We start from the raw sequence: 23100 nt of genomic DNA on the forward strand, positions 1-23100 counted from the left end.
TGGTATCAGTGGGCGCGCGTGGCCGTGTCGTCCGGTGTCGCGAGGAATTGGCGGATGGGGTCTATCTGGGATGCCACATTCAGGGCGGGGGCGTGACCGCAGCCGGGAAAGTCGATGCGGTGCGCGCGGGGACCGCGCTGCGTCATGGCGTGTGCGACCTCCGGCAGCAGCAGGTCCGAATCGGCGCCGCGCAGCAGCAGGGTCGGCATGCGCAGCGTGTCGTATCCCGCCCACCGGTCGTAGTCATGGGGATGATGGCTGAATTGGCCGACGATGGCCGGGTCGTAGTGGGCGGTGACCTTGCCATCAGGCAAACGGCGCACGGAGGTCTCGGTCATGCGGCGCCATTGTTCGTCGCTTTGCCAGCCGTAGGGCTTGTAGGCGGCGCGCAGCCAGGCTTCCAGTTCCGTCACCGTGTCGAAGGCGGGCGGGTTGCCGGCATACGCCAGGATGCGCTCGATGGCTGGCTGTGGCAGTTCCGGTCCGATGTCGTTGACGACCAGGTGCGAAATGCGATCGCGCAACGTGGTTGCCGCAGCGTGCATGCCCGTGGCGCCGCCCATGGAGGTTCCCACCCAGCGCACATGCGTGAGCGACAGACCGTCCACCAATGCGCGTGCCAGCGTGGCGTAGAAGTCGAGCCGATATTCGGCCACCGGATCGGGACTCCATTGCGACAGGCCTCGGCCGATCGCATCGGGACAGATGACGCGGTAGTCGCCGGCAAGGGCCCGCGCCAGTTCGTCGAAGTCGCGGCCCGTGCGGGCCAGACCGTGCCACATGATGATGGGGGGCGCATCGGCATGGCCCCATTCGGTGTAGTGCAGCTCGCGTCCCGCGCAGCGCAGATAGCGCGACGCCGGCGTGGGGGGCGCGCCTGCCGTCCCTGCCTCGTCCATGGGTCTCCTCCCGGGTTGGCCAGGTTGTGTGCTTATCGGGCTGAATATAGACTTGCGACACGCGCGCCCACAATGCGCCGTCCACCCCACAGCAGGGTGAGTCAACAATATGTAGACGCAAGATCAATTTGCGCGCCCGTGCACCAGGAGACGTGCCATGCCAGATACGGAATTCGCCATTTCGGCCAGCGCCGGCGCCGACCGGCGCGATCAGTGGCGCGCCGCGCTGGCCGATGCCTTCGGGCCGTTCGAGGTGCACGGCGGCAAAGCCGGTCAGTTTGCGGGCCACGTCCGCTACGCGCGCCGCGCCAGCCTGCAATTCAACGACCTGCATTACCAGGGCCAGCGGTTGGAACGCACCGCGGGCAATGTGTCGCGGCTGGACCAGGAGTTCTACACGTTTGGCCTGCCGCTGGCCGGTCCGCTGGCGGTGCGTCAGCAGGGCCGGGAATTCCAGGTGGAACCGGGTTGCGTGTACCTGATGAACCAGAGCCTGCCCTACCAGGCCACCGCCAACGGCGCGACGGGCTATCGAAGCCTGAGCGTCTCGTTTCCCCGTAGCGCGTTGTCGCAGCGGGATTCGCGCATCGGCGCCTTCTACAAGCTGCGCACCGACGACGGATCGCCGCGCGGTGCGCTCCTGGCCGGCTACATGGATCACCTGTTCAAGGGCATGGAAGGCTGGTCCGATACCGAAGCGGCCGAACTGGGCGAGCGGTTGATCGATCTCATCGTGCTCTTTCTGGTGCAGCCCGGACACGGGCAGGTGTCGGAGGCGGACAGCAGCGTCACGGTGGCGCATCGCGCGCGCGTGCTGGCTTACATCCGCCAGCACCTCGCCGATCCTGATCTGTCGCCCTCGCGGGTGGCGCAGGGCTGCGGCGTTTCCGTCGCCTATCTGCACCGCATCCTGCGCGCGGGTGGACTGTCCGTGGAGTCATTCATCTTCGAGCAGCGGCTGGACCGGTGCCGCGAACTGCTCCTGGACGCGCGGCATCGTCATCGCGGCATCGCCGAGCTGGCGTATCAGGTGGGATTTTCCCACCCTTCGCATTTCAGCCGGCTGTTCAAGCAGCGCTTTGGCGTGACGCCCCGGGATCTGCGGGCAGGCGGCCGTGCCACCCAGGATTGAGCACGAATCGCCAATGCACAACGGCCCGCTGGATCAGCGGGCCGTTGGCCATTCAGGGCAGGTAAACCCGCTTAGAACGGCGAAGGCTGGTTGGACAGGTTGACGATGCTGTTGGTGGTCAGGTCCAGGCGGATGTGCTCGGACGGCGCGCCGTTTGCGAGCTTCAGCATGATCGCCATCAACGGCTTGAAGCGCGCCTTGAACAGATCGGCCGGCGTGTTGGCGTTGCTGACGTTGTTGCCGTTCATCTGCACGGCGGCGTTGGTCTGATTAAGCGCCTGGGCCAGCAGTTTGTACTGGCTGGCGCGCTGCGCCGGAATATCCGTGAACGCCAGGTCGCCCGCATTGGCAAGGCGCACGAAGTCGCCTGCCATTTCCAGCGCCGTCCACTGCGCGAAGTCCGACAGCTGCATGCCGTTGGCCTGGGCCAGGGCTTGTGCGCGCGTCTGGGCGTTGGCAGCATCCGCGGCATAGGCCGCATTGCTAGCGCCGCTGCCGCCGCCATCAGACAGGCACGCGAAGAACGCGGGCGTCAGATTGTTCTGGTTGCCGGTGTTTGCCAGCTCCTTTAGCGTCACCGTCGTCTGCAGCTGGGACAACGCCAGCAGGTCTGCGCCCGTCAACGGGCTCTTGACCAGTTCGCGCATTTCGCAGCGCCAGTCGTCGTTGAGCAGACGCAGGCGCACCAGCTCGCTCATGTAGCGATACGTGAAGTCGCCGTAGTCCTTGGCGTCCAGGATCGACACGTCCCAGCGCGGCGGCACGGTGTAGGCGTTCTCGGCGCGGTAGAGGTCGAACAGTTCATCAAAGCGCGGCACCTCGTCCAGACGGATGGTCTGCACTTCGATCTCGTCGGCGCTCTGCAGCGTCATGAGTTTGTACGCGGGCACGTAGGCCGCCATGGAGGGCGCCTGGATGTTGAAGAGCGCGTGTTCGCCGCCGTAGTTGCGCAAGGCCATGTCATTGAAGTGCATGTGGCCGCCCACGTGCACCTTCAAGCCGGTCTCGGCCAGCGCGCGGGTGGTGTTCTCCGCGGGTCGGCGGATCATCTGCATCTTGTTGGCGCCCAGCAGCGCCTCGATGTCGTCTGACGCGCCATTGAAGAACTCGGACATCGGGAAGTGGCTGAAGGCGATGACCTGCTTGCCCTGCGCCTTGCCGCGCGCGACCACGTCGGCCAGCCACTTGATGACGTGGGCCTTGTGGGTCAGCATCTTGTTGTAGCCCTGGTCGCCCGAACCGGTGAAGTCGTTTGCGCCCGGGCCCGTGGGCACATAGACGTTGGCGTCCAGGCCCACCAGCCACACGCCCTTGACGGGTTCGACCACGTAGGACGTGTCGGGCACCATCTTGCACAGCGTGTAGTTCTGCGGCTTGTTCGGGCCGCCCGTGCCTTCGGCGCAGATCTCATACTGGCGGTTGATCCAGTTGGCTTGCGCCGCCGCGGTCGCGTAGTCGTAGTCTTCGTACTTGTAGGTGCTGTAAGGCGTCTCGTAGTACACGTTCTGCGGCTGGGGCATGAAGCCGTGCTGCTCGAGCGCGGCCGTGATGCCCGAGTAGCCCATGTGCAGCACTTCCTCGGTGCAGTACGTATTGCCAATCCGCGTCCAGTCGCCGCTGTAGGCCGTGTTGCACACATTGGCGCCGCGGCTGTAGATCGGTTGCGAGAAACCGATCGCGCCCGTCACGGGATCCAGGCCAAGATAGTCGCTCTTGCCGGCCGGCTGGTTGAAGGGGCGGTTGGGATCGTGGTTGCCCGGTGCGGCGAAGAACTGGATGCCGTGCTTCTTCGAATAGTCATCCATGATCTTGACCAGGCCGCGCATGTGCACAGGCTGGCCGTCGTCCGAGAAGTCGCCCGGCAGCGCGATGTACTTCACGCCGCGCTTTGCGGCATCGTCCAGCGCGGCCAGGAACGCAAAGTAGTTCTCGTTGAACAGACGCGTGGACGTCAGTTGCGCGTACATCGTGCGGATGGTCGCGTTGTCGCCGGCCTTCGGGTTCGGAATGCCGGGGAACGAGCCATCCTTGAAGTCCGCGTAGACGTCATGGAAGTGGATGTCGGGCATGAATGCAACCTGCACGGGGGCGGGCGGCTGCGCGGGCGTTTCGGTCGGGGGCGGCGTCTCGGCAACGGGCGGCGTCGTGTTGTCGTCGTCCTTGTCGCCGCCGCATGCGGCGAGTAGGGCAACGAGCAGCAGCGAGGCTGCGGTGCGGACGGGGCGGTAAGGGCGAAGCGTCATCGGGCTTGGATATCCTGGATAGTTCGGTGCGGCGGCGTTCGGGCAGGGGTGTTGGCCATGCCGGGCCGGCAGCCGCTGGTCAGCTGCCTGGGACAGTTTTTTGGGTCAGCTACTTGTAAGCGGGCCCAATGCTCACTGACCCGCATGACAGCGTCATGAATGCCGAACCGGTCCGCGTCACGCGACAGGCAAAAAAAAGCCCCGCACCTGACGTGCGGGGCTTTGCGATGCGACGGTCGCAGGATCAGACGTGCGTGATGAACTTCGTGACCAGGTAGCCTTCGAAGGTTTCCGTGCCGCCTTCGCTGCCGATGCCGCTGTCCTTGATGCCGCCGAAGGGCGTCTCGGCCAGGGCGCTGCCGAAGTGGTTGATGTTGACCATGCCGGCTTCCAGGCCGTTGGAGACCTTGGTCGCGGTCTTCAGCGAGTTCGTGAACACGTACGAAGACAGGCCGAACGGCAGGCTGTTGGCGCGGCGCAGCACCTCATCGGTGTCGCTGAAACGAACCACGGGTGCGACCGGACCGAAGGGCTCCTCGGTCATCAGCATGGCGTTGTCGGGCAGGTCCGTGACCACGGTGGGCGCAAAGAAGAAACCCTTGCGATCCAGCGGACCGCCGCCGACCACCACCTTCGCGCCGTGCTTCTTGGCGTCGTCGATGAAGGCGCTCATGGCGGGCACGCGGCGCTCATGGGCGAGCGGCCCCATTTCGGTGCCGGCTTCCAGGCCGTCGCCCACCTTGATGTTCTTGAGCACTTCCGAGAACCGTGCAAGAAACTGCTCGTACGCGCCGTCCTGCACATAGAAGCGGGTGGGCGACACGCAGACCTGGCCGGCGTTGCGCACCTTGAACTTGGCCAGCATCTCGGCCGCGCGGTCGATGTCCGCGTCGTCGAATACCAGCACGGGCGAATGGCCGCCCAGTTCCATGGTGACGCGCTTCATGTGCGCGCCGGCCAGCGCCGCAAGCTGCTTGCCCACCGGCACGGAGCCAGTGAACGACACCTTGCGCACGATCGGCGAACGGATCAGGTAGTCCGAGATCATGGCGGGCTCGCCCCAGACGATGTTCAGGCAGCCCTTGGGCAGACCGGCGTCGTGGAACATGCGCGCAATGGCCATGACCGCGCTGGGCGAATCCTCGGGTCCCTTGAGCACGACCGTGCAGCCGGCGCCGATGGCGGCGGCGATCTTGCGGATGGCCTGGTTGTACGGGAAGTTCCAGGGCGTGAAGGCGGCGCAGACGCCGATGGGCTCGCGCACCACGATCTGGCGGACGTCGGGATTGCGCGGCTGGATAACGCGGCCGTAGATGCGCCGGCATTCCTCGGCGTGCCAATCGGCGTGTTCGGCGCAGGAGGTGACTTCGCCGACGGCTTCGGCCAGCGGCTTGCCCTGATCCAGCGTCATGTTGCGGCCGATCTCCTGGGCGCGCTCTCGCGACAGCGTGGCGACCTTGCGCAGGATCGCCGAGCGGTCCATGGGCGAGGATTTCTTCCACGATTCGAAAGCGCGCTGGGCGGCGGCAAGGGCGCGATCCAGATCCGCTTGCGTGGCGTGGGGCAGCTGGCCGAGCACCTCGAGCGTGGCCGGGTTGATGACGTCCTGGGTGCGCCTGCCCTCGCCGGCGACGAATTCGCCGTCGATATACAGCGCCAACTGTTCATACATGCCTGTCGTTCCTTGCGAAATAGGAATGGGTAGCGGAAAGGAGCAGCGGCTGCTGCTGCCCACGGCAGTCTAAACCAGCTTGTCCCGGTCAAACGGAGCCAATCCCCGATGTGAGCTTGGGGCCATTGGGCTCATCGCACGCTTGCGCGCGCGCGTCGCCAGGGGCAAAAATAGGGAATCTTCGGCTGTCTTTTCGTCTACCTATGGTGCAACCCGTCGATGCGCGCCCGGCCACCCATCCCAGCCTGTACTCCCGGGTGTTTTTCGGTTTCATCGACTGGCTGCGCCAGCGCATCGCGCAGGCCTCGCTGGTGGGCGACAAACCCATATTCCAGAACAGCCAGTTCCCCTGGATTGCCGCCCTCGAAGCGCGGGCGCCCGCCATCCGCGCCGAACTGACCGGCCTCTTGGCCGACCGCCAGGCCTTGCCTGCCTTCCATCAGATTTCACCGGACGTGGGCATGATCACGTCCGACGACCAATGGAAGACCTTCGTCTTCATGGGCTACGGCCTGCGCTCCGAACGCAATCTTGCGCGCTGCCCGGATACTGCCCGCGCGCTGCAGGACATTCCGGGCATCCGCACCGCCTTCTTCTCCATCCTCGAGGCCGGCAAGCGCATTCCGCTGCACACGGGGCCGTACAACGGCGTGTTGCGCCTGCACCTGGGCCTGATCGTCCCCGAGCCGCCCGAGCAGTGCTGGATCGAGGTGGGCGGCGAACGCTATAGCTGGCGCGAAGGCCAGGCTGTCGTCTTCGACGACCTGTATCCCCATCAGGTGCACAACGACACCGACGGCCTGCGGGCGGTGCTTTTCGTCGACTTCGAGCGTCCTTGCCGCGCTCCTGTAAAATGGTTGAATCGCCTGGTGCTCATGGCTGCGCCGTTCACGGACGAAATCCGTCGCGGCAAGGCAAATCATGACGCCTGGGAGAAGGGCTACTACCGCCAGAAATAGGGGCGGATGGCCCGCCAAACCGACCCCCTTGACAGGGGGCGTGGTCTTTTGTGCGCAATCCCAACAAAGTGCTTGCGCTCAAAAATTAACCACGTTAGAATTATCAGCTTTCCCAGATTGTCGATTCATCGAAGCCGAAGGCTAGATGAGCGCGTCGGGGGGAATACCCGCAGGATTTCAACCCAGGGTCGTTGCGTTGCCAACCGGTTGCTGGTCCAAGTAGTTACGGACTTGCCGACATAAAAGCAGGGCGGCTGACCTGACGGGACCAAAACTGGCAGGAATTGCAGTGTTCCCTTGTTGGGAAAACCGTATTTCCAGTTAAGTTGGAACAGGAAAAATCATGATCCAAATGCAGACCACGCTGGACGTGGCCGATAACACTGGTGCGCGTCATGTCATGTGCATTAAGGTGCTCGGTGGCTCCAAGCGCCGTTATGCCGGTATCGGCGACATCATCAAGGTGAGCGTTAAAGATGCGGCTCCGCGCGGACGCGTCAAGAAAGGCGAAATTTACAATGCCGTGGTGGTTCGTACCGCCAAGGGCGTGCGCCGTAAAGACGGTTCGCTGATTCGTTTCGGTGGCAATGCCGCCGTGTTGCTCAACGCCAAGCTGGAGCCTATCGGCACCCGCATCTTCGGACCCGTTACGCGTGAACTGCGTACCGAGAAGTTCATGAAGATCGTGTCGCTGGCCCCGGAAGTGCTGTAAGGAGCCCTACGATGAACAACATTCGTAAAGGCGACGAAGTCATCGTCCTGACCGGCCGCGACAAGAAGCGTCGCGGTACCGTGCTGGCCCGCGTTGGCGCCGACCACGTCCTGGTCGAAGGCGTCAACGTTGCCAAGAAGCACGTGAAAGCCAACCCGATGGCTAACAACCCGGGCGGGATTGTCGAAAAGACCATGCCGATCCACATCTCGAATGTGGCGCTCTTCAACCCCGCAACCGGTCGTGGCGACCGCGTGGGCGTTCAAGAAGTCGAAGGTCGCAAGGTCCGCGTGTTCCGTTCCAATGGTGCCGTTGTCGGCGCCAAGGCGTAAGGGGCGATAGACATGTCTCGTTTGCAAGATTTCTACAAGAGCAAGGTCGCTGGCGACCTGCAGGCCAAGTTTGGCTACAAGAGCGTCATGGAAGTGCCGCGCATCACCAAGATCACCCTGAACATGGGTGTCTCGGAAGCGGTCTCCGACAAGAAGGTCATTGAACACGCTGTGTCGGATCTGACCAAGATCGCCGGCCAGAAGCCTGTCGTGACGAAGACCAAGAAGGCTATCGCCGGTTTCAAGATCCGCGAAAACTACCCGATTGGTTGCATGGTCACGCTGCGTGGTCAACGCATGTACGAATTCCTGGATCGCCTGGTGGCGGTTGCGCTGCCTCGCGTGCGCGACTTCCGCGGTATCTCGGGTCGTGCGTTCGACGGCCGTGGCAACTACAACATCGGGGTGAAAGAGCAAATCATTTTCCCCGAAATCGAGTACGACAAGATCGACGCGCTGCGTGGGCTGAACATCAGCATCACCACCTCCGCGAAGACCGACGAAGAAGCCAAGGCGCTGTTGACGGCCTTCAGCTTCCCGTTCCGTAACTAAGGGGCTGATGACGTGGCTAAACTTTCCCTCATCAATCGCGACATCAAGCGCGCCAAGCTGGCTGACAAGTTCGCTGCCAAGCGCGCTGAGTTGAAGGCGATCATCGACGACCAGTCGAAGACCGACGAAGAACGTTACCAAGCTCGGCTCAAGCTGCAACAGCTGCCGCGCAATGCCAACCCGACGCGTCAACGCAACCGTTGCGTGGTCACCGGTCGTCCTCGCGGTGTGTTCCGCAAGTTCGGTCTGACGCGCCACAAACTGCGTGAAATGGCGATGAAGGGTGAAATCCCCGGCATCACCAAGGCCAGCTGGTAGGAGAAACAATATGAGCATGAGCGATCCCATCGCCGATATGCTGACCCGCATTCGCAATGCGCAGCAAGTGGACAAAGTTACGGTGAGCATGCCCTCCTCGAAGCTGAAGGCGGCTATTGCCGCTGTGCTGAAAGACGAAGGCTACATCGACAGCTTTGAAATCAAGGGCACCCAGGCCAAGCCTGAGCTCGAGATCACCCTGAAGTACTACGCTGGCCGTCCGGTCATCGAGCGCATCGAACGCGTCTCGCGTCCTGGTCTGCGTATCTACAAGGGCCGTACCAGCATTCCTCAGGTCATGAACGGCCTGGGCGTGGCTATCGTTTCGACCTCGCGCGGCGTCATGACCGACCGTAAGGCTCGCGCCAACGGCGTCGGCGGCGAAGTGCTGTGCTACGTGGCCTAAGGAGAAATTCGAATGTCACGTATCGCTAAGTATCCGGTCGAACTGCCCAAGGGCGTCGAAGCTGACGTCAAGCAGGATCAGATCACCGTCAAGGGCCCGCTGGGCTCCTTGACCCAACCCCTGACTGGCGACGTCACGATTTCGCTGGACGGTGGCAAGCTCACGTTTGTCGCCGCCAACGATTCCCGTCACGCCAATGCCATGTCGGGCACCGTGCGCGCGCTGGTGGCCAACATGGTCAACGGCGTGAGCAAGGGATTCGAGCGCAAGCTGAATCTGGTTGGCGTGGGTTACCGCGCCTCGATTCAAGGCGACGCCGTTAAGCTGCAGCTCGGTTTCTCGCACGACGTTTTGCATCAGTTGCCGGCCGGTATCAAGGCCGAATGCCCCACCCAGACGGAAATCGTCATCAAGGGCTCCAACAAGCAAGTCGTCGGTCAGGTGGCCGCTGAAATCCGCGCGTACCGCGAACCCGAACCCTACAAGGGCAAGGGCGTGCGTTACTCGGACGAACGCGTCGTCATCAAAGAAACCAAGAAGAAATAACGGCGCACGCAAGGACGAATCATGGACAAAAAAGTTTCCCGTTTGCGTCGTGCGGTTCCGACTCGCCGGAAGATCAACGAGCTGCGCGTTCATCGCCTCTCGATTTTCCGCTCGAACCAGCACATCTACGCCAACATCATTTCGCCGGAAGGCGATCGCGTTCTGGTCAGCGCCTCGACGGTGGAAGCCGAAGTGCGTGCGCAACTGGCCGGCCAAACCGGTCAGGGCGGCAACAAAGCCGCTGCGACGCTGGTTGGCAAGCGCGTGGCCGAAAAGGCCAAGGCTGCCGGTATCGAACTGGTCGCTTTCGATCGCTCGGGCTTTCGTTACCATGGCCGCGTCAAGGCGCTGGCCGATGCCGCGCGTGAAGCCGGCCTGAAGTTCTAAGCGAGGATCTGTCAAATGGCTAAAGTACAAGGCAAGAACGCCGCGGAAAAAGAGAACGATGACGGCCTCCGCGAAAAGATGATCGCGGTCAACCGCGTGAGCAAAGTGGTCAAGGGTGGTCGCACCATGAGCTTTGCCGCGCTGACCGTGGTTGGCGATGGCGATGGCCGCATCGGCATGGGTAAGGGCAAGGCGCGTGAAGTGCCGGTGTCCGTTCAGAAGGCCATGGAACAAGCCCGTCGCGGCATGTTCAAGGTTGCTCTGAAGAACGGCACGCTGCACCACACCGTGGTTGGCAAGCATGGCGCCGCTACCGTGCTGATTTCGCCCGCTGCTGAAGGTACTGGCGTTATCGCCGGCGGCCCGATGCGCGCTATTTTCGAAGTGATGGGTGTGCGTAACGTGGTTGCCAAGAGCCTGGGCTCGAGCAACCCCTACAACATGGTTCGCGCCACGTTGAACGGCCTGCGCGCCTCCCTGACCCCGGCCGATGTTGCTGCCAAGCGCGGCAAGACGGTCGAAGAAATCCTGGGGTAAATCATGGCTCAGAAGCAGATCAAAGTGACCCTCGTGCGCTCGGTGATCGGTACCAAGCAATCGCACCGTGATACGGTTCGCGGTTTGGGCTTGGGTCGCATCAACAGCAGCCGCGTGCTGGTCGATACGCCCGAGGTGCGTGGGATGATCCGTAAGGTGGATTATCTCGTTTCCGTCTCGGAAGCCTAAGGAATCACCATGTCGGATATGCAACTTAATACGCTGAAGCCCGCCGAGGGCAGCAAGCACGCCAAGCGCCGCGTCGGCCGTGGCATCGGTTCGGGTCTGGGTAAGACCGCCGGCCGTGGCCACAAGGGTCAGAAGTCGCGCTCGGGCGGTTTCCACAAGGTTGGCTTCGAAGGCGGTCAAATGCCGCTGCAACGTCGCCTGCCCAAGCGTGGTTTCACCCCGCTGGGTCAACACCTGTATGCACAAGTTCTCTTGTCGGACCTCGAAGCCCTGCCCATCGACGAAATCGATGTGCAAGCGCTGAAGGCGGCCGGCGTGATTGGCCAGGCGGTTCGTTACGCCAAGGTCATCAAGTCTGGTGAACTCTCGCGCAAGGTCGTGCTCAAGGGCATTACCGCGACGGCCGGCGCTCGCGCCGCCATCGAAGCCGCGGGCGGCTCGCTTGCTTGATCAGAGGTGACGAGTGGCTAACGCGCAGGCATTGGGCAAATCCGGAGCACGATACGGCGATTTGAAGCGCCGTCTGGTGTTCCTGGTGCTCGCCCTGGTGGTTTACCGTTTGGGTACACACATCCCGGTTCCGGGTATCAACCCGGACGCGCTGGCGGACTTGTTCCGTCAGAACCAGGGCGGGATCCTGGGCCTGTTCAACATGTTCTCGGGCGGGGCGCTCTCGCGTTTCTCGATTTTTGCCCTGGGGATCATGCCGTACATTTCGGCATCCATCATCATGCAGTTGATGTCGGTGGTGGTGCCGTCGCTGGAAGCGCTCAAGAAAGAGGGCGAATCCGGTCGTCGGAAGATTACCCAATACACCCGCTACGGCACGGTTGTGCTGGCGCTGGTGCAAGCAGTGGGCATTTCGGTGGCGTTGGAGTCCCAACAGGGACTGGTGATCGATCCGGGCATGCTGTTCCGCTTCACGACCGTCGTGACCTTGGTCACCGGCACCATGTTCGTCATGTGGCTGGGTGAGCAAATCACGGAGCGCGGTCTGGGCAACGGGATCTCCATCCTGATCTTCGCAGGTATCGTTGCGGGTCTGCCCGCGGCGCTGGCTGCACTGCTGGACCTGGTCCGCACCAACGCGATGTCTGTGCTTTCGGCGCTGTTCATCGTGGCTCTGGTGGTGCTGGTTACCGCTTTTGTGGTGTTCGTGGAACGCGGACAGCGCAAGATCACGGTGAACTACGCCAAGCGTCAGGTCGGCAACAAGGTCTACGGTGGTCAGAGCTCGCATCTGCCGCTGAAGCTGAACATGGCAGGGGTGATTCCGCCGATCTTCGCGTCGTCGATCATTCTGTTCCCGGCCACGATCACGAGCTGGTTCTCCAGCAGCGAGAACATGCGCTGGCTTAGCGACCTGGCTGCGGCCCTGTCGCCTCGTCAACCGCTCTACATCACGCTGTACTCGGTCGCGATTATTTTCTTCTGCTTTTTCTACACGGCTCTGGTTTTCAACAGCCGCGAAACGGCGGACAACCTGAAGAAGAGTGGTGCGTTTGTTCCGGGCATCCGTCCGGGCGAGCAAACGGCGCGCTACATCGACAAGATCCTGATGCGTTTGACGCTCGCAGGTGCCATCTACATCACGTTGGTGTGCCTGTTGCCGGAATTCTTGGTGATGCGCTGGAACGTTCCTTTCTACTTCGGTGGTACGTCTCTGTTGATCATTGTGGTGGTGACGATGGATTTCATGGCGCAGGTTCAGGCCTACATGATGTCTCACCAGTACGACTCGTTGCTCAAGAAGGCCAACTTCAAGGGCGCGGGTTTGCCGATGCGGTAAGCAAAAGAATGTCCAAGGACGACGTCATTCAGATGCAAGGTGAGGTTCTTGAGAACCTCCCGAACGCGACATTTCGCGTCAAGCTCGAAAACGGCCACGTGGTGTTGGGCCATATTTCCGGCAAGATGCGTATGCATTACATCCGGATCCTGCCGGGTGACAAGGTCACAGTGGAGCTCACGCCCTATGATCTGACGCGAGCCAGGATTGTTTTCCGCTCCAAGTGAGCGAAACCGGATTACGGAAAATTAGGAGTCAACCATGAAAGTAATGGCATCGGTTAAGCGGATCTGCCGCAACTGCAAAGTTATCAAACGTCACGGCGTGGTGCGCGTTATCTGCACCGACCCGCGTCACAAGCAGCGTCAAGGCTAACTCGGGTTAGCGACTACGCAACGGATTTATTCAAGGAACAGTCATGGCCCGTATTGCTGGCATTAACATTCCGCCGCAACAGCACGCCGAGATCGGCCTGACCGCCATTTTTGGCATCGGTCGTACGCGCGCTCGCAAGATTTGCGAAGCGGCAAACGTACCCTTTGACAAAAAGGTCAAGGATCTGAGCGACGCTGAATTGGAACGCGTCCGCGAACATGTTGGTTTGTTCACGGTTGAAGGCGACCTGCGTCGTGAAGTACAGCTCTCGATCAAGCGTTTGATCGACCTGGGAACCTACCGCGGTATGCGTCACAAGCGCGGTTTGCCCGTGCGCGGCCAGCGCACTCGCACCAACGCCCGGACCCGCAAGGGCCCGCGTCGTGCTGCTGCGTCCCTGAAGAAATAATCGAGGAACAGGATTATGGCGAAAGCTTCCACCAGCGGCGCTTCGCGCGTGCGCAAAAAGGTCAAGAAGAACGTCTCGGACGGCATCGCGCACGTTCACGCTTCGTTCAACAACACCATCATCACCATCACCGACCGTCAGGGCAACGCGCTGTCGTGGGCCACGTCGGGCGGTGCTGGCTTCAAGGGTTCGCGTAAGTCGACCCCGTTTGCCGCGCAGGTTGCCGCTGAAACGGCCGGCCGCGTTGCGCTCGAGTACGGCATCAAGACGCTGGAAGTCCGCATCAAGGGCCCCGGTCCTGGCCGCGAGTCGTCGGTTCGCGCACTGAACGCGCTGGGCATCAAGATCTCGTCCATCGCCGACATCACGCCCGTTCCGCACAACGGCTGCCGTCCGCCGAAGCGTCGTCGTATCTAAAGGGAATCCACATGGCACGTTATATTGGACCCAAATGCAAGCTCTCGCGCCGCGAGGGTACTGACCTGTTCCTGAAGAGCGCCCGCCGCTCGCTGGATTCCAAGTGCAAGCTGGATTCCAAGCCTGGCCAACACGGCCGCACTTCGGGTGCCCGCACTTCCGACTACGGCCTGCAGCTGCGCGAAAAGCAAAAGCTCAAGCGTATGTACGGCGTGCTGGAAAAGCAATTCCGCAAGTACTTCGCTGAAGCCGAGCGTCGCCGTGGCAACACCGGCGAAACGCTGATCCAGCTGCTGGAATCGCGCCTGGACAACGTCGTCTACCGCATGGGCTTCGGCTCGACGCGCGCCGAAGCTCGCCAGCTGGTGAGCCACCGCGCCATCGAACTGAACGGCCACACGGCTGACATCGCTTCGATGCTGGTCAAGGCTGGCGACGTCATCTCGGTTCGTGAAAAGGCCAAGAAGCAAGGCCGTATCAAGGAATCGCTCGACCTGGCCACCAGCATCGGCATCCCCCAGTGGGTGGAAGTCGACGCGGCCAAGCTGACCGGCACGTTCAAGTCGGCCCCCGATCGCGCTGACGTCGCTCGCGACATCAACGAATCGATGGTCGTCGAACTGTACTCGCGTTAATCACGCCTGCTGGCGCCTCCTTCGCAAGGTGCTGGCAAGCTGGTCCCGCGACCCGGTCGACCCGTTTGCACGTCCCGCAGCAGCCCGCTTTCGCCGTTTTGGTGGAGCGGGCTTTGCGGTAAGTATCGGGCGGCTTTTTCGCAGCCCGTGTTTCAAGCTTTACCGTCTCACCCTGTCCATCAGCCTTATCGGTGTAACGAGCCGAGGGTATTGAAAAGGAATTCAGTACATGTCCACTCAAGGTTTCCTGAAGCCGCGCTCCATTGAAGTCGAACCGGTCGGCACGCACCATGCCAAGATCGTGATGGAGCCGTTCGAGCGTGGCTACGGTCACACGCTGGGCAACGCCCTGCGCCGCATCCTGTTGTCTTCGATGACCGGCTACGCGCCGACCGAAGTCCAGATGACCGGTGTGGTGCACGAATACTCGACCATCCCGGGCGTTCGCGAAGATGTCGTCGACATCCTGCTGAACCTGAAGGGCGTGGTCTTCAAGCTGCACAACCGCGACGAAGTGACGCTGGTTCTGCGCAAGTCTGGCGCCGGCACCGTGCTGGCCAGCGACATCGAGCTGCCGCACGACGTCGAGATCATCAACCCCGGCCATGCCATCTGCAACCTGACGGAAGCGGGCAAGCTGGAAATGCAGATCAAGGTCGAGAAGGGCCGCGGCTATGTGCCGGGCAACGTGCGCGCGCTGTCGGAAGACCGCACGCACACCATCGGCCGCATCGTTCTGGACGCCTCGTTCAGCCCGGTTCGCCGCGTGAGCTACGCCGTTGAAAGCGCCCGCGTGGAACAACGCACCGACCTGGACAAGCTGGTTCTGGACATCGAAACCAACGGCGTGATCTCGCCCGAGGAAGCGGTGCGCCAATCGGCCCGCATTCTGATGGACCAGATCTCGGTGTTCGCCGCTCTGGAAGGCGCCGGCGATTCGTACGAAGCCCCGGTCCGCGGCACGCCGCAGATCGATCCGGTGCTGCTGCGCCCGGTCGACGACCTGGAGCTGACGGTGCGTTCGGCCAACTGCCTGAAGGCCGAAAACATCTACTACATCGGCGACCTGATCCAGCGTACCGAAAACGAGCTGCTCAAGACCCCGAACCTGGGTCGCAAGTCGCTCAACGAGATCAAGGAAGTGCTGGCTGCACGTGGCCTGACCCTCGGCATGAAGCTCGAGAACTGGCCGCCCCTGGGCCTGGAGCGTCCCTAAGTCTTGAAAGGTTGCCGCCCCTGCGAAGGGGCGTCTCCCGTAGCGCCCGGCCTTTGTTGCCGGGCGATTTGCGAAATCGTCGTAAAATGCCCCGTTTTCTACCGGACCGCAGCCTGATTGCAGGCTGATAGAAGAGCCGGCAACCCGATGGCGGAAACGCCGTCTTTAGATTCAAAGGAAACTTATCATGCGTCACGGTAATGGCTTGCGTAAGCTCAACCGCACCAGCAGTCACCGTCTTGCCATGTTCCGCAACATGGCTGTTTCGCTGATCACTCACGAAGCAATCAAGACCACGCTGCCGAAGGCGAAAGAATTGCGCCGCGTCATCGAACCCCTGATCACGCTGGGCAAGGAGCCCACCCTCGCGAACAAGCGTCTGGCGTTTGCCCGTCTGCGCGATCGCGATGCGGTTGTGAAGCTGTTTGCCGAAATCGGCCCGCGCTACGCGGCCCGTAACGGCGGCTACACCCGCGTGCTGAAGATGGGCTTCCGTCAAGGCGACAACGCTCCCATGGCTTTCATGGAACTGGTTGACCGTCCGGAAGTCGATGAAGCCGCTGAGGACAGCGCCGAGTAATTTCGGCAGCTAGATAAGCGACAAGGGCGGGTCTTCGGACCCGCCCTTGTTTTTTTCGCCTTCCTTCGCTTACTGCGCGCGTTCGCCGCGCTCATTCTCCACGTTCGGGGCCGCCGCGCAGTTGCCCGCGTAGTTGCGCCGCCGTGGCCGCCAGCGCTTCCGGCGGCGACTGAGGCGGCATCTTGAACGTCAGATCCTGCTGCTCGATGTACTGCGTCGATGTCACGTCCTGCGGGTGGTGCATCGGGATGACGTGCGCATGCGCGTGCGCAACGTGGATCCCCGTGAAGGCAAAACCCACGCGCTCAACGCCGTACAGGCGCTTCATCTGGCGCCCCAGCCGCTGACCCAGGTTGACGATGCTGGCCGCCAGGTCGGCCGGCATGTCCTCGTAGTAGGGATAGTGCTGCTTGGGGATGATGAGCGTGTGTCCGGCGCGCACGGGGTGGATATCCAGGAAGGCCAGGAGGCGGTCGTCTTCGTGAACGACGTGCGCGGGGATCTCGTGACGGGCGATGCGGCAGAACAGGCAGTTGTCGGACATGCTTGCCTCGGCGTGAAAAGGGATGGCGCGGCGGCCGCGCGACCGGCAGCGCCGGGGAGTTGGCCGCAATATCGATAAAATACCTCGAGTTACATCCCACGCGGGTATCCCAAGGAGGTTCCATGTTGCGCGATGACGACGTCGTGCTGGTCATCAGCAATGCGCCGGATCTGCTTCTGGCCAAGCGTATCGCGCACGTGCTCGTCGAGGACGGGCTGGCAGCCTGCGTGAACCTTGGCGCGCCGGGGTTGTCCATCTACCTGTGGAACGGAGAGGTCGAAGGGACGGAGGAAATTCCCATCCACATCAAGACGACCTACGCGCGGCATGCCGCCGTCGTACAGGCCCTGTCGCAGATGCACCCCTACGACGTTCCCGAGATCATCGTGCTGCCAGTCATCGGCGGCGCGGCGCCATACCTGGACTGGGTGCGCGAGCAGACGGCCATTACGCAGAACAAGAGAAACTGATGTTGCAACTTGCCGGTACGGTTGGCGCGCGCGGGCGCGCCGGCAGCGTGACCCCTTCGATCCTGAGGCACTGCCTGGCATTGCTGGCAGTGATGCTTCTGCTGCTCGGATGGCAGACCGCCGCGCGGGCGGAAACTGAATTCCTCGAGCCGGAAAAGGCCTTTGTGTTCAGCGCGCAAATGGCGTCGCCGGATACGCTCGAATTGCACTATCGCGTGGCGCCCGGCTATTACATGTACCGCGAGCGCTTCGGGATTGCGATCACCCCGGCCGACGCCACCACGCTCGGGCAAGCCGTTTATCCCAAGGGCGAAGTCAAATACGACCCGACCTTCGAAAAAGATATGGAGGTCTTTCACAAGGACGTGACGATCCGCGTCCCCGTCGGCGCGGGAGGACAGCCCTTCACGCTGACGTTGACGGGCCAAGGCTGCGCGGATGCCGGGCTGTGCTATCCGCCGATGGACAGCACCGTCAAACTCACGCCCGTGGCCGGCGGTTATGCGGTGGCGGGCACGGGCATTGGCGGAGCCGCGTCTGCGGCGCCGGCAACTTCCGGCGGATTGTCCGCGTTAGTGAACGCGGGCGACACGGGCTTAGCCGATGCCTTGGGCGGTCTGGGCTGGATCAAGACAGCGGGCGTCTTTTTGGTGCTGGGCCTGCTGCTGGCTTTCACGCCATGTGTGCTGCCCATGATTCCCATCCTGTCGTCGATCGTGCTGGGCGGGGCGCAGCACCACCGGCCGAGCCGCAGCCGCGGTCTGGCGCTGGCCGCGACGTACGTGCTGGGCATGTCGGTTGTGTACACCGCGCTGGGCGTGGCGGCCGGGCTGAGCGGCGCGGGGCTTGCCGCCTGGCTGCAGACGCCGTGGATCCTGTCGCTCTTCGCCATCCTGCTGGCCGTGCTGGCGCTGGCCATGTTCGACGTGTTCACGTTCCAGATGCCTTCCGGCATCCAGGCCATGCTGTCGGACCGGTCCTCGCGCATGCCGGGCGGGCGATATACCGGGGCCCTTGTGATGGGCGCGCTGTCGGCCCTGATCGTGGGTCCCTGCGTTGCGGCTCCGCTTGCTGGCGCCTTGCTGTACATCTCGCAGACGGGCGACGTGGTCTTGGGCGGATCGGCGCTCTTTGCAATGGCGTGGGGCATGGGCGTGCCGCTGCTGATCGTCGGCGCGTCGTCTTCGGCATTGCTGCCCAAGGCCGGTCCCTGGATGGACGGCGTCAAGCGGCTGTTCGGCATGCTGTTGCTGGCGACGGCGTGGTGGATGCTCATCCCCGTCGTGCCGACGTGGGTGCAGATGACGGGCTGGGCATTCCTGGCCGTCGTGTCGGCCGTGATGCTGCGCGCCTTTGATGCCCTGCCGCCTGGCGCAGGCGCCGGTCGCATGTTTGGCAAGGGACTGGGCCTGCTGCTCGCCCTGGCGGCCGCGGCGTGGCTGGTGGGGGCCGCCAGCGGGGGCCGCGACGTCCTGCAGCCGCTCTCGCACCTGGCCGCGCGCGGTGAAGCGCCGGCTGCCGGCGGGGCCGCGGCGGGCGAGGTCCAGTTCACTCGGGTTCGCAGCAACGCCGAACTGGACGCGGTGCTGGCGCAGAGCACCCGGCCGGTGATGCTGGACTTCTATGCGGACTGGTGCGTGTCGTGCCGCGAGATGGAGCGATTCACCTTTACCGATGCGGGGGTCGCGCAGCGCATGGCTGGAATGGTGCTGGTGCAGGCCGACGTGACGGCGAACAATGCCGACGACCGCGCGCTGCTCAAACGATTTCGACTGTTCGGCCCGCCGGGCATCATGTTCTTCGAGCCCGGCGGCAAGGAGATCGCGGAAGCTCGCGTCGTGGGATTCCAGGACGCCAAGCGCTTTACCGAGTCGCTGGACCGCGTCCTGGTCCGCTGAGGGCGCGGCGGACAAGCAGGCAGTGCGCCATCGTCTGATGCGCGCAACGCGGCCCGCCGCGCATTGAATCGAGGGAAGGGGCGATATACCATGATCGCTTCGCTGCCCGCGCGGCGCATCCATCTCCCTCCAGGCTGACGCCGTGACGTCCCCCACCGTTGATGCAAGTCAGGACCGGCATGGTCTGATCTATCTTCAATTGATGTTCGTCATGGCCACCTGGGGCCTGAACATCGTCTCCATCAAGTATCTGACGCAGCACATGGACATCCAGGCGCTGGCCGCCGTTCGGATCGTCATTGCGTTTGTCACCGTCACACTCATCATCAAGGCGCGCCGCGGCCGCATCCCGAAGCTCGGTGGCACGCAGTTGGGCTGGGTGGCGCTGGCAGGGTTCCTGGTGGTGTACGCGCACCAGGTGGCACTGGTGTCGGGACTGCGCTTTTCATCGGCAGCCAACGGCACGCTCATCATGGCCACCAGCCCGTTGCTGTCCGCCTTTCTGGCCGCTATCTTCTACCGCGAAAAGCTAACGACCACCCGCATCGCCGGCGCGCTGCTGGGCCTGTTGGGTGTGGGCATGGTGGTGGTGGGCAGCGGCGCGCAACTCGGACTGACGGGCTGGGGCGACGCGGTGGTGTTCGTGGCCGTGCTCGTCTTTGTGTTTGGCGGCCTGGTGATTCAGCGGATGTCGCGGATGATGGATCCGCTGGGCATGCTTTGGTACATGTATCTGGCCGGCGGATTGATGCTGGTCGGGCATGCCGCGCTGACGCCGTCTTCGTACCAGGCGGGCACGTGGCAGATGGCATGGTGGCCCTGGGCCGTGCTGATGTTTTCGGCGGTGATCGCCTCGGGTGTCAGCAACATCGTCTGGAACGCGGGCATCGCGCGGCTGGGGATCAGCCGCGCCGCGCTGTTCGTGAATTGGTTGCCGATTTTCGGGCTGCTGTTCGCGGCCCTGTTCCTTGACGAGCACGTCACCCTGACCCATGTCGTCGGACTGGGGTGTGTGCTGGGCGGAACGTGGCTGGGCCTGCGCCGCGGCGCGCAACCGGCACGCGCTGCCGCTGCAAAGGCCTGATTCGATGGGGGGGCCGGCGCCTGACGCCGGCAAAGTACGGGAAGGGCGCAAACGGCAGTCCGCTGCGCCCGCGGGCTTTAACGCTGGCTTTTCAGCAGCTTTGCCGCTTCGATGGCGAAGTACGTCAGGATGCCGTCGGCGCCGGCGCGCTTGAATGCCAGCAGCGCCTCCATCATGACCTTGTCGTGGTCGAGCCAGCCATTGGCGGCGGCGGCCTTGATCATGGCGTATTCGCCGCTCACCTGATAGGCGAAGGTCGGCACGCGGAACGTGTCCTTGACCCGGCGCAGCACGTCCAGGTAAGGCATGCCCGGCTTGACCATGACCATGTCGGCGCCTTCCTGCAGGTCCCCGGCCACTTCGCGCAGCGCCTCGTCGAGGTTGCCCGGATCCATCTGGTAGGCCATCTTGTTGGACTTGCCCAGGTTGGTGGCCGAGCCCACGGCGTCGCGGAACGGACCGTAGAACGCGCTGGCGTACTTAGCCGAATAGGCCATGATGCGCGTGTGGATGTGGCCATTGGCTTCGAGCGCGCGGCGCACTGCGCCGATGCGGCCGTCCATCATGTCGCTGGGGGCGACCATGTCCACGCCGGCTTCGGCCTGCGTGAGCGCCTGCTTGACCAGGATTTCGACGGTGGGCTCGTTGACCACGTAGCCGTCCGCGTCGATGACGCCGTCCTGGCCGTGGCTGGTGTACGGGTCCAGCGCCACATCGCACAGGACGCCCAGTTCCGGGAAACGCGACTTCAGTTCGCGGACCACGCGCGGGATGAGGCCGTCGGGATTGGTGGCTTCGATGCCGTCCGGGGTCTTGAGCGCCGGGTCGATGGCGGGAAACAGCGACAGCACCGGAATGCCCAGCGCCACGCATTCCTCGGCCACGGGCAGCAGGGTGTCCAGCGAATAGCGGACCACGCCGGGCAGAGACGCCACCGGCTGGCGCAGGCCGGAGCCTTCGGCCACGAAGACCGGGTAGATCAGGTCATTGACCGTCAGGGCGTTCTCGCGCACCAGACGGCGGGTGAAGTCGTCGCGACGCAGGCGGCGGGGGCGGGAAACCGGAAACTCAGGGGTGATGATCTGCGGGTTCATGGTACGACCTTCGGCGAAATCCAATTTTCGATGTGAGCGCCGGCCTCTTCGAGCCCGATGCGCTCGGGCGCCGAGAAGGGGACCGTATGCAGCGCGCCGATGTCGGCGAGGTCCTTGCGGACCGAGAAGACGGTGCGCATGCGCTGGCCGTACGGCAGCTTGTCGGCCTTGGTCAGCAGGGCCAGCACCGGGCGGCCGGTGGGCGCGATGAAGTTGGCCAGGCGCCGGTCCAGTTCGGTCACGCCGCGGCGGATGTCGATGAGCAGCACGATGCCGACCAGCGATTCACGGTCGCGCAGATAGCCGCCCAGGATGTCTGCCCACTTTTCCTTTTCGTTGCGGGCCACGGACGCATAGCCGTAGCCGGGCAGGTCGACCAGATAGCCGATGTGGGCTTCCGGGTCCAGCGGGTCGGGCAGGCTGAACATGTTGATCAGGCGCGTGCGGCCCGGCGTCTTGCTGGAGAACGCAAGACGGCGCTGGTTGCACAGCACGTTGATGGCCGTGGATTTGCCGGCGTTGGAGCGGCCAACGAAGCAGACCTCGGGAGCGCCGGCGGGCGGCAACTGGTCGAGGCGAGCCGCGGAGGTGAGGAAGGAGGCGCGATGTAGGAGGGACACGGATGGCTTTCGATACGGTTGGTTTCGAGCCCTATTGTATAATCCGGCGTTTGCTACAGTGGTCCGCGGGTGCGGAGCCGTCTTTTTTGCTTACTGTTTAGCTGCCATCCAGACGTTTTGTAGCCCTTCTTGGGCCGATGGATGCAGCACCGCAGCAAGATCGCAAAGCAGGACAAGCAAAACAGGTTCGATACGGTTTACTGCAAGTGCGGGCAGGCGTGGGCGCCTTTTTGCGCCTTGATCGATGTGATCGTCGAGGTCTTCATGAAGCGTGTGCTGTCCCGGATGTTGGTTGCGAGCGGGCTGTTGCTCGGCGCCTCCGCCTTCTCTGCTACGAGTTTCGCCGCCAATGGCGCTGCGGGCCCGGCCAAACCAGACGCCGCCAAGGGCGGTCAGCTGTTTGACCAGGGCGACGCGTCCCGCGGCATCATTGCCTGTGCTTCCTGTCACGGCGCGGCGGGTAACAGCACCATTCCGGTGAACCCGAACCTTGCCGCGCAGCCGCACGAGTACCTGGCCAAGCAGCTTGCCGACTTCAAGGTGAAGGAAGGCGCCAAGACCCCCGTGCGCAATGGCCCCGACGGCAATCCCAGCCCCATGACCGCCATGGTGCAGAACCTGACGCCGGCAGACATGCAGAACATTGCTCTGTATCTGGCGCAGCAGCCCCTGAAGGAACCCGCCACCGCCGGCCATGAGAACTTGGTTGAGCTAGGTCAAAAGATCTGGCGTGGCGGTTTGCCTGACCGCAACGTCCCGGCTTGCGCGGCGTGCCATTCTGCCAATGGCGCAGGCATCCCTGGCCAGTACCCCCGTTTGTCGGGGCAGTTCCCCGTGTATATCGAAGAGCAGCTGAAGCTTTTCCGCAGCGGCGACCGCAAGAACGACGTCATGCACGCCATCGCGGACCGCATGTCGGATGCCGACATCAAGGCGGTGTCGGACTACGCGGCTGGCCTTCGGTAAGCAATTGGCCGCAACGTGCGCGGCCGGTCCGCGTTGATGCAACTTGCGCGCGCCGGAACCTCGTTCCGGCTCGCACTGTCTATGAGGGGGGTAGCCGATAGCGCGGCCCCCCTTTTTTC

General features: G+C 63.1%; 30 protein-coding genes. 24 read left to right on the top strand and 6 right to left on the bottom strand.

All coding sequences use genetic code 11. The features are described 5' to 3' along the window. Positions 1-5: 5 nt before the first annotated feature. Positions 6-899, bottom strand: coding sequence for an alpha/beta fold hydrolase (locus ASD87_RS23105; protein ID WP_056327049.1), 894 nt, complete (start codon positions 897-899; stop codon positions 6-8). Between the two features lie 157 nt (positions 900-1056). Between ASD87_RS23105 and ASD87_RS23110 the strand changes: the two genes are divergently transcribed. Beyond that, the gene (locus ASD87_RS23110; protein WP_056327052.1) at positions 1057-2031 is read left to right on the top strand and encodes a helix-turn-helix domain-containing protein; all 975 of its coding nucleotides are present in this window, start codon (positions 1057-1059) and stop codon (positions 2029-2031) included. Positions 2032-2102: 71 nt separating this feature from the next. Here ASD87_RS23110 and ASD87_RS23115 read toward each other — a convergent pair whose 3' ends face one another. Both ASD87_RS23115 and ASD87_RS23120 read right to left on the bottom strand, forming a co-directional pair. Then, positions 2103-4274: a metallophosphoesterase gene (locus ASD87_RS23115; RefSeq protein WP_056327054.1), complete on the bottom strand. Its 2172-nt coding sequence runs from the start codon at positions 4272-4274 to the stop codon at positions 2103-2105. A gap of 244 nt (positions 4275-4518) precedes the next feature. Next, entirely contained in the window at positions 4519-5946 is a 1428-nt protein-coding gene (locus ASD87_RS23120) for an NAD-dependent succinate-semialdehyde dehydrogenase (RefSeq protein WP_056327056.1), read from the bottom strand. A 203-nt stretch (positions 5947-6149) separates the two neighbouring features. Here ASD87_RS23120 and ASD87_RS23125 point away from each other — a divergent pair, with 203 nt between their 5' ends. From ASD87_RS23125 to rplQ, 19 genes are all read left to right on the top strand, one after another. Beyond that, positions 6150-6905, top strand: coding sequence for an aspartyl/asparaginyl beta-hydroxylase domain-containing protein (locus ASD87_RS23125; RefSeq protein ID WP_235512797.1), 756 nt, complete (start codon positions 6150-6152; stop codon positions 6903-6905). A gap of 343 nt (positions 6906-7248) precedes the next feature. Further along, positions 7249-7617, top strand: coding sequence for a 50S ribosomal protein L14 (rplN, locus tag ASD87_RS23130; RefSeq protein ID WP_006216531.1), 369 nt, complete (start codon positions 7249-7251; stop codon positions 7615-7617). A gap of 11 nt (positions 7618-7628) precedes the next feature. Beyond that, positions 7629-7949: a 50S ribosomal protein L24 gene (gene rplX / locus ASD87_RS23135; RefSeq protein ID WP_008168975.1), complete on the top strand. Its 321-nt coding sequence runs from the start codon at positions 7629-7631 to the stop codon at positions 7947-7949. A 12-nt stretch (positions 7950-7961) separates the two neighbouring features. Next, on the top strand, positions 7962-8501 hold the full coding sequence (gene rplE / locus ASD87_RS23140) for a 50S ribosomal protein L5 (protein ID WP_006216529.1): 540 nt from the start codon (positions 7962-7964) through the stop codon (positions 8499-8501). Positions 8502-8513: 12 nt separating this feature from the next. Beyond that, on the top strand, positions 8514-8819 hold the full coding sequence (rpsN, locus tag ASD87_RS23145; protein ID WP_006216527.1) for a 30S ribosomal protein S14: 306 nt from the start codon (positions 8514-8516) through the stop codon (positions 8817-8819). A gap of 10 nt (positions 8820-8829) precedes the next feature. After that, on the top strand, positions 8830-9225 hold the full coding sequence (rpsH, locus tag ASD87_RS23150; RefSeq protein WP_006216525.1) for a 30S ribosomal protein S8: 396 nt from the start codon (positions 8830-8832) through the stop codon (positions 9223-9225). A gap of 12 nt (positions 9226-9237) precedes the next feature. Then, the gene (rplF, locus tag ASD87_RS23155) at positions 9238-9771 is read left to right on the top strand and encodes a 50S ribosomal protein L6 (RefSeq protein ID WP_056327059.1); all 534 of its coding nucleotides are present in this window, start codon (positions 9238-9240) and stop codon (positions 9769-9771) included. Between the two features lie 21 nt (positions 9772-9792). Next, a complete protein-coding gene (gene rplR / locus ASD87_RS23160) occupies positions 9793-10158 on the top strand; it encodes a 50S ribosomal protein L18 (RefSeq protein WP_008168985.1) in 366 nt (121 codons plus the stop codon). Positions 10159-10173: 15 nt separating this feature from the next. After that, on the top strand, positions 10174-10695 hold the full coding sequence (gene rpsE / locus ASD87_RS23165) for a 30S ribosomal protein S5 (protein ID WP_008168987.1): 522 nt from the start codon (positions 10174-10176) through the stop codon (positions 10693-10695). 3 nt (positions 10696-10698) lie between these two features. Continuing rightward, positions 10699-10884: a 50S ribosomal protein L30 gene (gene rpmD, locus ASD87_RS23170; RefSeq protein ID WP_006216520.1), complete on the top strand. Its 186-nt coding sequence runs from the start codon at positions 10699-10701 to the stop codon at positions 10882-10884. 9 nt (positions 10885-10893) lie between these two features. After that, positions 10894-11334 carry a 50S ribosomal protein L15 gene (gene rplO, locus ASD87_RS23175; protein ID WP_056327061.1) on the top strand — a complete coding sequence of 147 codons (441 nt, stop codon included), beginning with the start codon at positions 10894-10896 and terminating at the stop codon, positions 11332-11334. 13 nt (positions 11335-11347) lie between these two features. Further along, positions 11348-12673: a preprotein translocase subunit SecY gene (gene secY, locus ASD87_RS23180; protein ID WP_056327063.1), complete on the top strand. Its 1326-nt coding sequence runs from the start codon at positions 11348-11350 to the stop codon at positions 12671-12673. A gap of 8 nt (positions 12674-12681) precedes the next feature. Further along, positions 12682-12900: a translation initiation factor IF-1 gene (infA, locus tag ASD87_RS23185; protein ID WP_003806927.1), complete on the top strand. Its 219-nt coding sequence runs from the start codon at positions 12682-12684 to the stop codon at positions 12898-12900. A 34-nt stretch (positions 12901-12934) separates the two neighbouring features. Next, positions 12935-13048, top strand: a complete 114-nt coding sequence (gene rpmJ, locus ASD87_RS26765) for a 50S ribosomal protein L36 (protein ID WP_003806928.1) — start codon at positions 12935-12937, stop codon at positions 13046-13048. A 43-nt stretch (positions 13049-13091) separates the two neighbouring features. Next, positions 13092-13457: a 30S ribosomal protein S13 gene (gene rpsM, locus ASD87_RS23190; RefSeq protein WP_008168996.1), complete on the top strand. Its 366-nt coding sequence runs from the start codon at positions 13092-13094 to the stop codon at positions 13455-13457. A 15-nt stretch (positions 13458-13472) separates the two neighbouring features. Continuing rightward, the gene (gene rpsK, locus ASD87_RS23195; RefSeq protein ID WP_006216516.1) at positions 13473-13874 is read left to right on the top strand and encodes a 30S ribosomal protein S11; all 402 of its coding nucleotides are present in this window, start codon (positions 13473-13475) and stop codon (positions 13872-13874) included. Between the two features lie 11 nt (positions 13875-13885). Next, positions 13886-14509, top strand: a complete 624-nt coding sequence (gene rpsD / locus ASD87_RS23200; protein ID WP_056327065.1) for a 30S ribosomal protein S4 — start codon at positions 13886-13888, stop codon at positions 14507-14509. Positions 14510-14738: 229 nt separating this feature from the next. Continuing rightward, a complete protein-coding gene (gene rpoA, locus ASD87_RS23205; protein WP_008169002.1) occupies positions 14739-15725 on the top strand; it encodes a DNA-directed RNA polymerase subunit alpha in 987 nt (328 codons plus the stop codon). A 187-nt stretch (positions 15726-15912) separates the two neighbouring features. After that, complete coding sequence (gene rplQ / locus ASD87_RS23210; protein ID WP_006389635.1) at positions 15913-16305, top strand: 50S ribosomal protein L17; 393 nt, start codon at positions 15913-15915, stop codon at positions 16303-16305. 91 nt (positions 16306-16396) lie between these two features. On the opposite strand, the gene ASD87_RS23215 is transcribed toward rplQ, so the two are convergent. Next, positions 16397-16849, bottom strand: coding sequence for an HIT family protein (locus tag ASD87_RS23215; RefSeq protein WP_056327068.1), 453 nt, complete (start codon positions 16847-16849; stop codon positions 16397-16399). Between the two features lie 122 nt (positions 16850-16971). Between ASD87_RS23215 and cutA the strand changes: the two genes are divergently transcribed. The 3 genes from cutA (at position 16972) to ASD87_RS23230 (ending at position 20301) form a co-directional block, all read left to right on the top strand. Beyond that, the gene (cutA, locus tag ASD87_RS23220) at positions 16972-17319 is read left to right on the top strand and encodes a divalent-cation tolerance protein CutA (protein WP_056327070.1); all 348 of its coding nucleotides are present in this window, start codon (positions 16972-16974) and stop codon (positions 17317-17319) included. Continuing rightward, on the top strand, positions 17319-19217 hold the full coding sequence (gene dsbD / locus ASD87_RS23225; RefSeq protein ID WP_156403496.1) for a protein-disulfide reductase DsbD: 1899 nt from the start codon (positions 17319-17321) through the stop codon (positions 19215-19217). Before cutA ends, dsbD begins: the two co-directional genes overlap by 1 nt. 202 nt (positions 19218-19419) lie before the next feature. Next, a complete protein-coding gene (locus tag ASD87_RS23230) occupies positions 19420-20301 on the top strand; it encodes a DMT family transporter (RefSeq protein ID WP_056327390.1) in 882 nt (293 codons plus the stop codon). Positions 20302-20378: 77 nt separating this feature from the next. Here the strand turns inward: ASD87_RS23230 and hemB are convergent, their stop codons facing one another. Together hemB and yihA are read right to left on the bottom strand one after the other, a co-directional pair. Continuing rightward, positions 20379-21395, bottom strand: coding sequence for a porphobilinogen synthase (gene hemB, locus ASD87_RS23235; protein WP_056327072.1), 1017 nt, complete (start codon positions 21393-21395; stop codon positions 20379-20381). Beyond that, positions 21392-22015, bottom strand: coding sequence for a ribosome biogenesis GTP-binding protein YihA/YsxC (gene yihA, locus ASD87_RS23240; protein ID WP_056327074.1), 624 nt, complete (start codon positions 22013-22015; stop codon positions 21392-21394). The genes hemB and yihA overlap by 4 nt, the downstream gene beginning before the upstream one ends. A 264-nt stretch (positions 22016-22279) precedes the next feature. Here yihA and ASD87_RS23245 point away from each other — a divergent pair, with 264 nt between their 5' ends. After that, positions 22280-22981, top strand: coding sequence for a cytochrome c (locus ASD87_RS23245; protein ID WP_108006863.1), 702 nt, complete (start codon positions 22280-22282; stop codon positions 22979-22981). The last annotated feature ends 119 nt before the right edge of the window (positions 22982-23100 follow it).

This window comes from Achromobacter sp. Root170, from assembly GCF_001428165.1.
Taxonomy (GTDB): domain Bacteria; phylum Pseudomonadota; class Gammaproteobacteria; order Burkholderiales; family Burkholderiaceae_B; genus Achromobacter; species Achromobacter mucicolens.

What these genes read in the sequence shown, in the direction of transcription:
- ASD87_RS23105 (WP_056327049.1), bottom strand. Translation starts at nt 899, where the DNA reads ATGGACGAGGCAGGGACGGCAGGCGCGCCCCCCACGCCGGCGTCGCGC.
- ASD87_RS23110 (WP_056327052.1), top strand. Translation starts at nt 1,057, where the DNA reads ATGCCAGATACGGAATTCGCCATTTCGGCCAGCGCCGGCGCCGACCGG.
- ASD87_RS23115 (WP_056327054.1), bottom strand. Translation starts at nt 4,274, where the DNA reads ATGACGCTTCGCCCTTACCGCCCCGTCCGCACCGCAGCCTCGCTGCTG.
- ASD87_RS23120 (WP_056327056.1), bottom strand. Translation starts at nt 5,946, where the DNA reads ATGTATGAACAGTTGGCGCTGTATATCGACGGCGAATTCGTCGCCGGC.
- ASD87_RS23125 (WP_235512797.1), top strand. Translation starts at nt 6,150, where the DNA reads ATGGTGCAACCCGTCGATGCGCGCCCGGCCACCCATCCCAGCCTGTAC.
- rplN (WP_006216531.1), top strand. Translation starts at nt 7,249, where the DNA reads ATGATCCAAATGCAGACCACGCTGGACGTGGCCGATAACACTGGTGCG.
- rplX (WP_008168975.1), top strand. Translation starts at nt 7,629, where the DNA reads ATGAACAACATTCGTAAAGGCGACGAAGTCATCGTCCTGACCGGCCGC.
- rplE (WP_006216529.1), top strand. Translation starts at nt 7,962, where the DNA reads ATGTCTCGTTTGCAAGATTTCTACAAGAGCAAGGTCGCTGGCGACCTG.
- rpsH (WP_006216525.1), top strand. Translation starts at nt 8,830, where the DNA reads ATGAGCATGAGCGATCCCATCGCCGATATGCTGACCCGCATTCGCAAT.
- rplF (WP_056327059.1), top strand. Translation starts at nt 9,238, where the DNA reads ATGTCACGTATCGCTAAGTATCCGGTCGAACTGCCCAAGGGCGTCGAA.
- rplR (WP_008168985.1), top strand. Translation starts at nt 9,793, where the DNA reads ATGGACAAAAAAGTTTCCCGTTTGCGTCGTGCGGTTCCGACTCGCCGG.
- rpsE (WP_008168987.1), top strand. Translation starts at nt 10,174, where the DNA reads ATGGCTAAAGTACAAGGCAAGAACGCCGCGGAAAAAGAGAACGATGAC.
- rpmD (WP_006216520.1), top strand. Translation starts at nt 10,699, where the DNA reads ATGGCTCAGAAGCAGATCAAAGTGACCCTCGTGCGCTCGGTGATCGGT.
- rplO (WP_056327061.1), top strand. Translation starts at nt 10,894, where the DNA reads ATGTCGGATATGCAACTTAATACGCTGAAGCCCGCCGAGGGCAGCAAG.
- infA (WP_003806927.1), top strand. Translation starts at nt 12,682, where the DNA reads ATGTCCAAGGACGACGTCATTCAGATGCAAGGTGAGGTTCTTGAGAAC.
- rpmJ (WP_003806928.1), top strand. Translation starts at nt 12,935, where the DNA reads ATGAAAGTAATGGCATCGGTTAAGCGGATCTGCCGCAACTGCAAAGTT.
- rpsM (WP_008168996.1), top strand. Translation starts at nt 13,092, where the DNA reads ATGGCCCGTATTGCTGGCATTAACATTCCGCCGCAACAGCACGCCGAG.
- rpsK (WP_006216516.1), top strand. Translation starts at nt 13,473, where the DNA reads ATGGCGAAAGCTTCCACCAGCGGCGCTTCGCGCGTGCGCAAAAAGGTC.
- rpsD (WP_056327065.1), top strand. Translation starts at nt 13,886, where the DNA reads ATGGCACGTTATATTGGACCCAAATGCAAGCTCTCGCGCCGCGAGGGT.
- rpoA (WP_008169002.1), top strand. Translation starts at nt 14,739, where the DNA reads ATGTCCACTCAAGGTTTCCTGAAGCCGCGCTCCATTGAAGTCGAACCG.
- rplQ (WP_006389635.1), top strand. Translation starts at nt 15,913, where the DNA reads ATGCGTCACGGTAATGGCTTGCGTAAGCTCAACCGCACCAGCAGTCAC.
- ASD87_RS23215 (WP_056327068.1), bottom strand. Translation starts at nt 16,849, where the DNA reads ATGTCCGACAACTGCCTGTTCTGCCGCATCGCCCGTCACGAGATCCCC.
- cutA (WP_056327070.1), top strand. Translation starts at nt 16,972, where the DNA reads ATGTTGCGCGATGACGACGTCGTGCTGGTCATCAGCAATGCGCCGGAT.
- dsbD (WP_156403496.1), top strand. Translation starts at nt 17,319, where the DNA reads ATGTTGCAACTTGCCGGTACGGTTGGCGCGCGCGGGCGCGCCGGCAGC.
- ASD87_RS23230 (WP_056327390.1), top strand. Translation starts at nt 19,420, where the DNA reads ATGTTCGTCATGGCCACCTGGGGCCTGAACATCGTCTCCATCAAGTAT.
- hemB (WP_056327072.1), bottom strand. Translation starts at nt 21,395, where the DNA reads ATGAACCCGCAGATCATCACCCCTGAGTTTCCGGTTTCCCGCCCCCGC.
- ASD87_RS23245 (WP_108006863.1), top strand. Translation starts at nt 22,280, where the DNA reads ATGAAGCGTGTGCTGTCCCGGATGTTGGTTGCGAGCGGGCTGTTGCTC.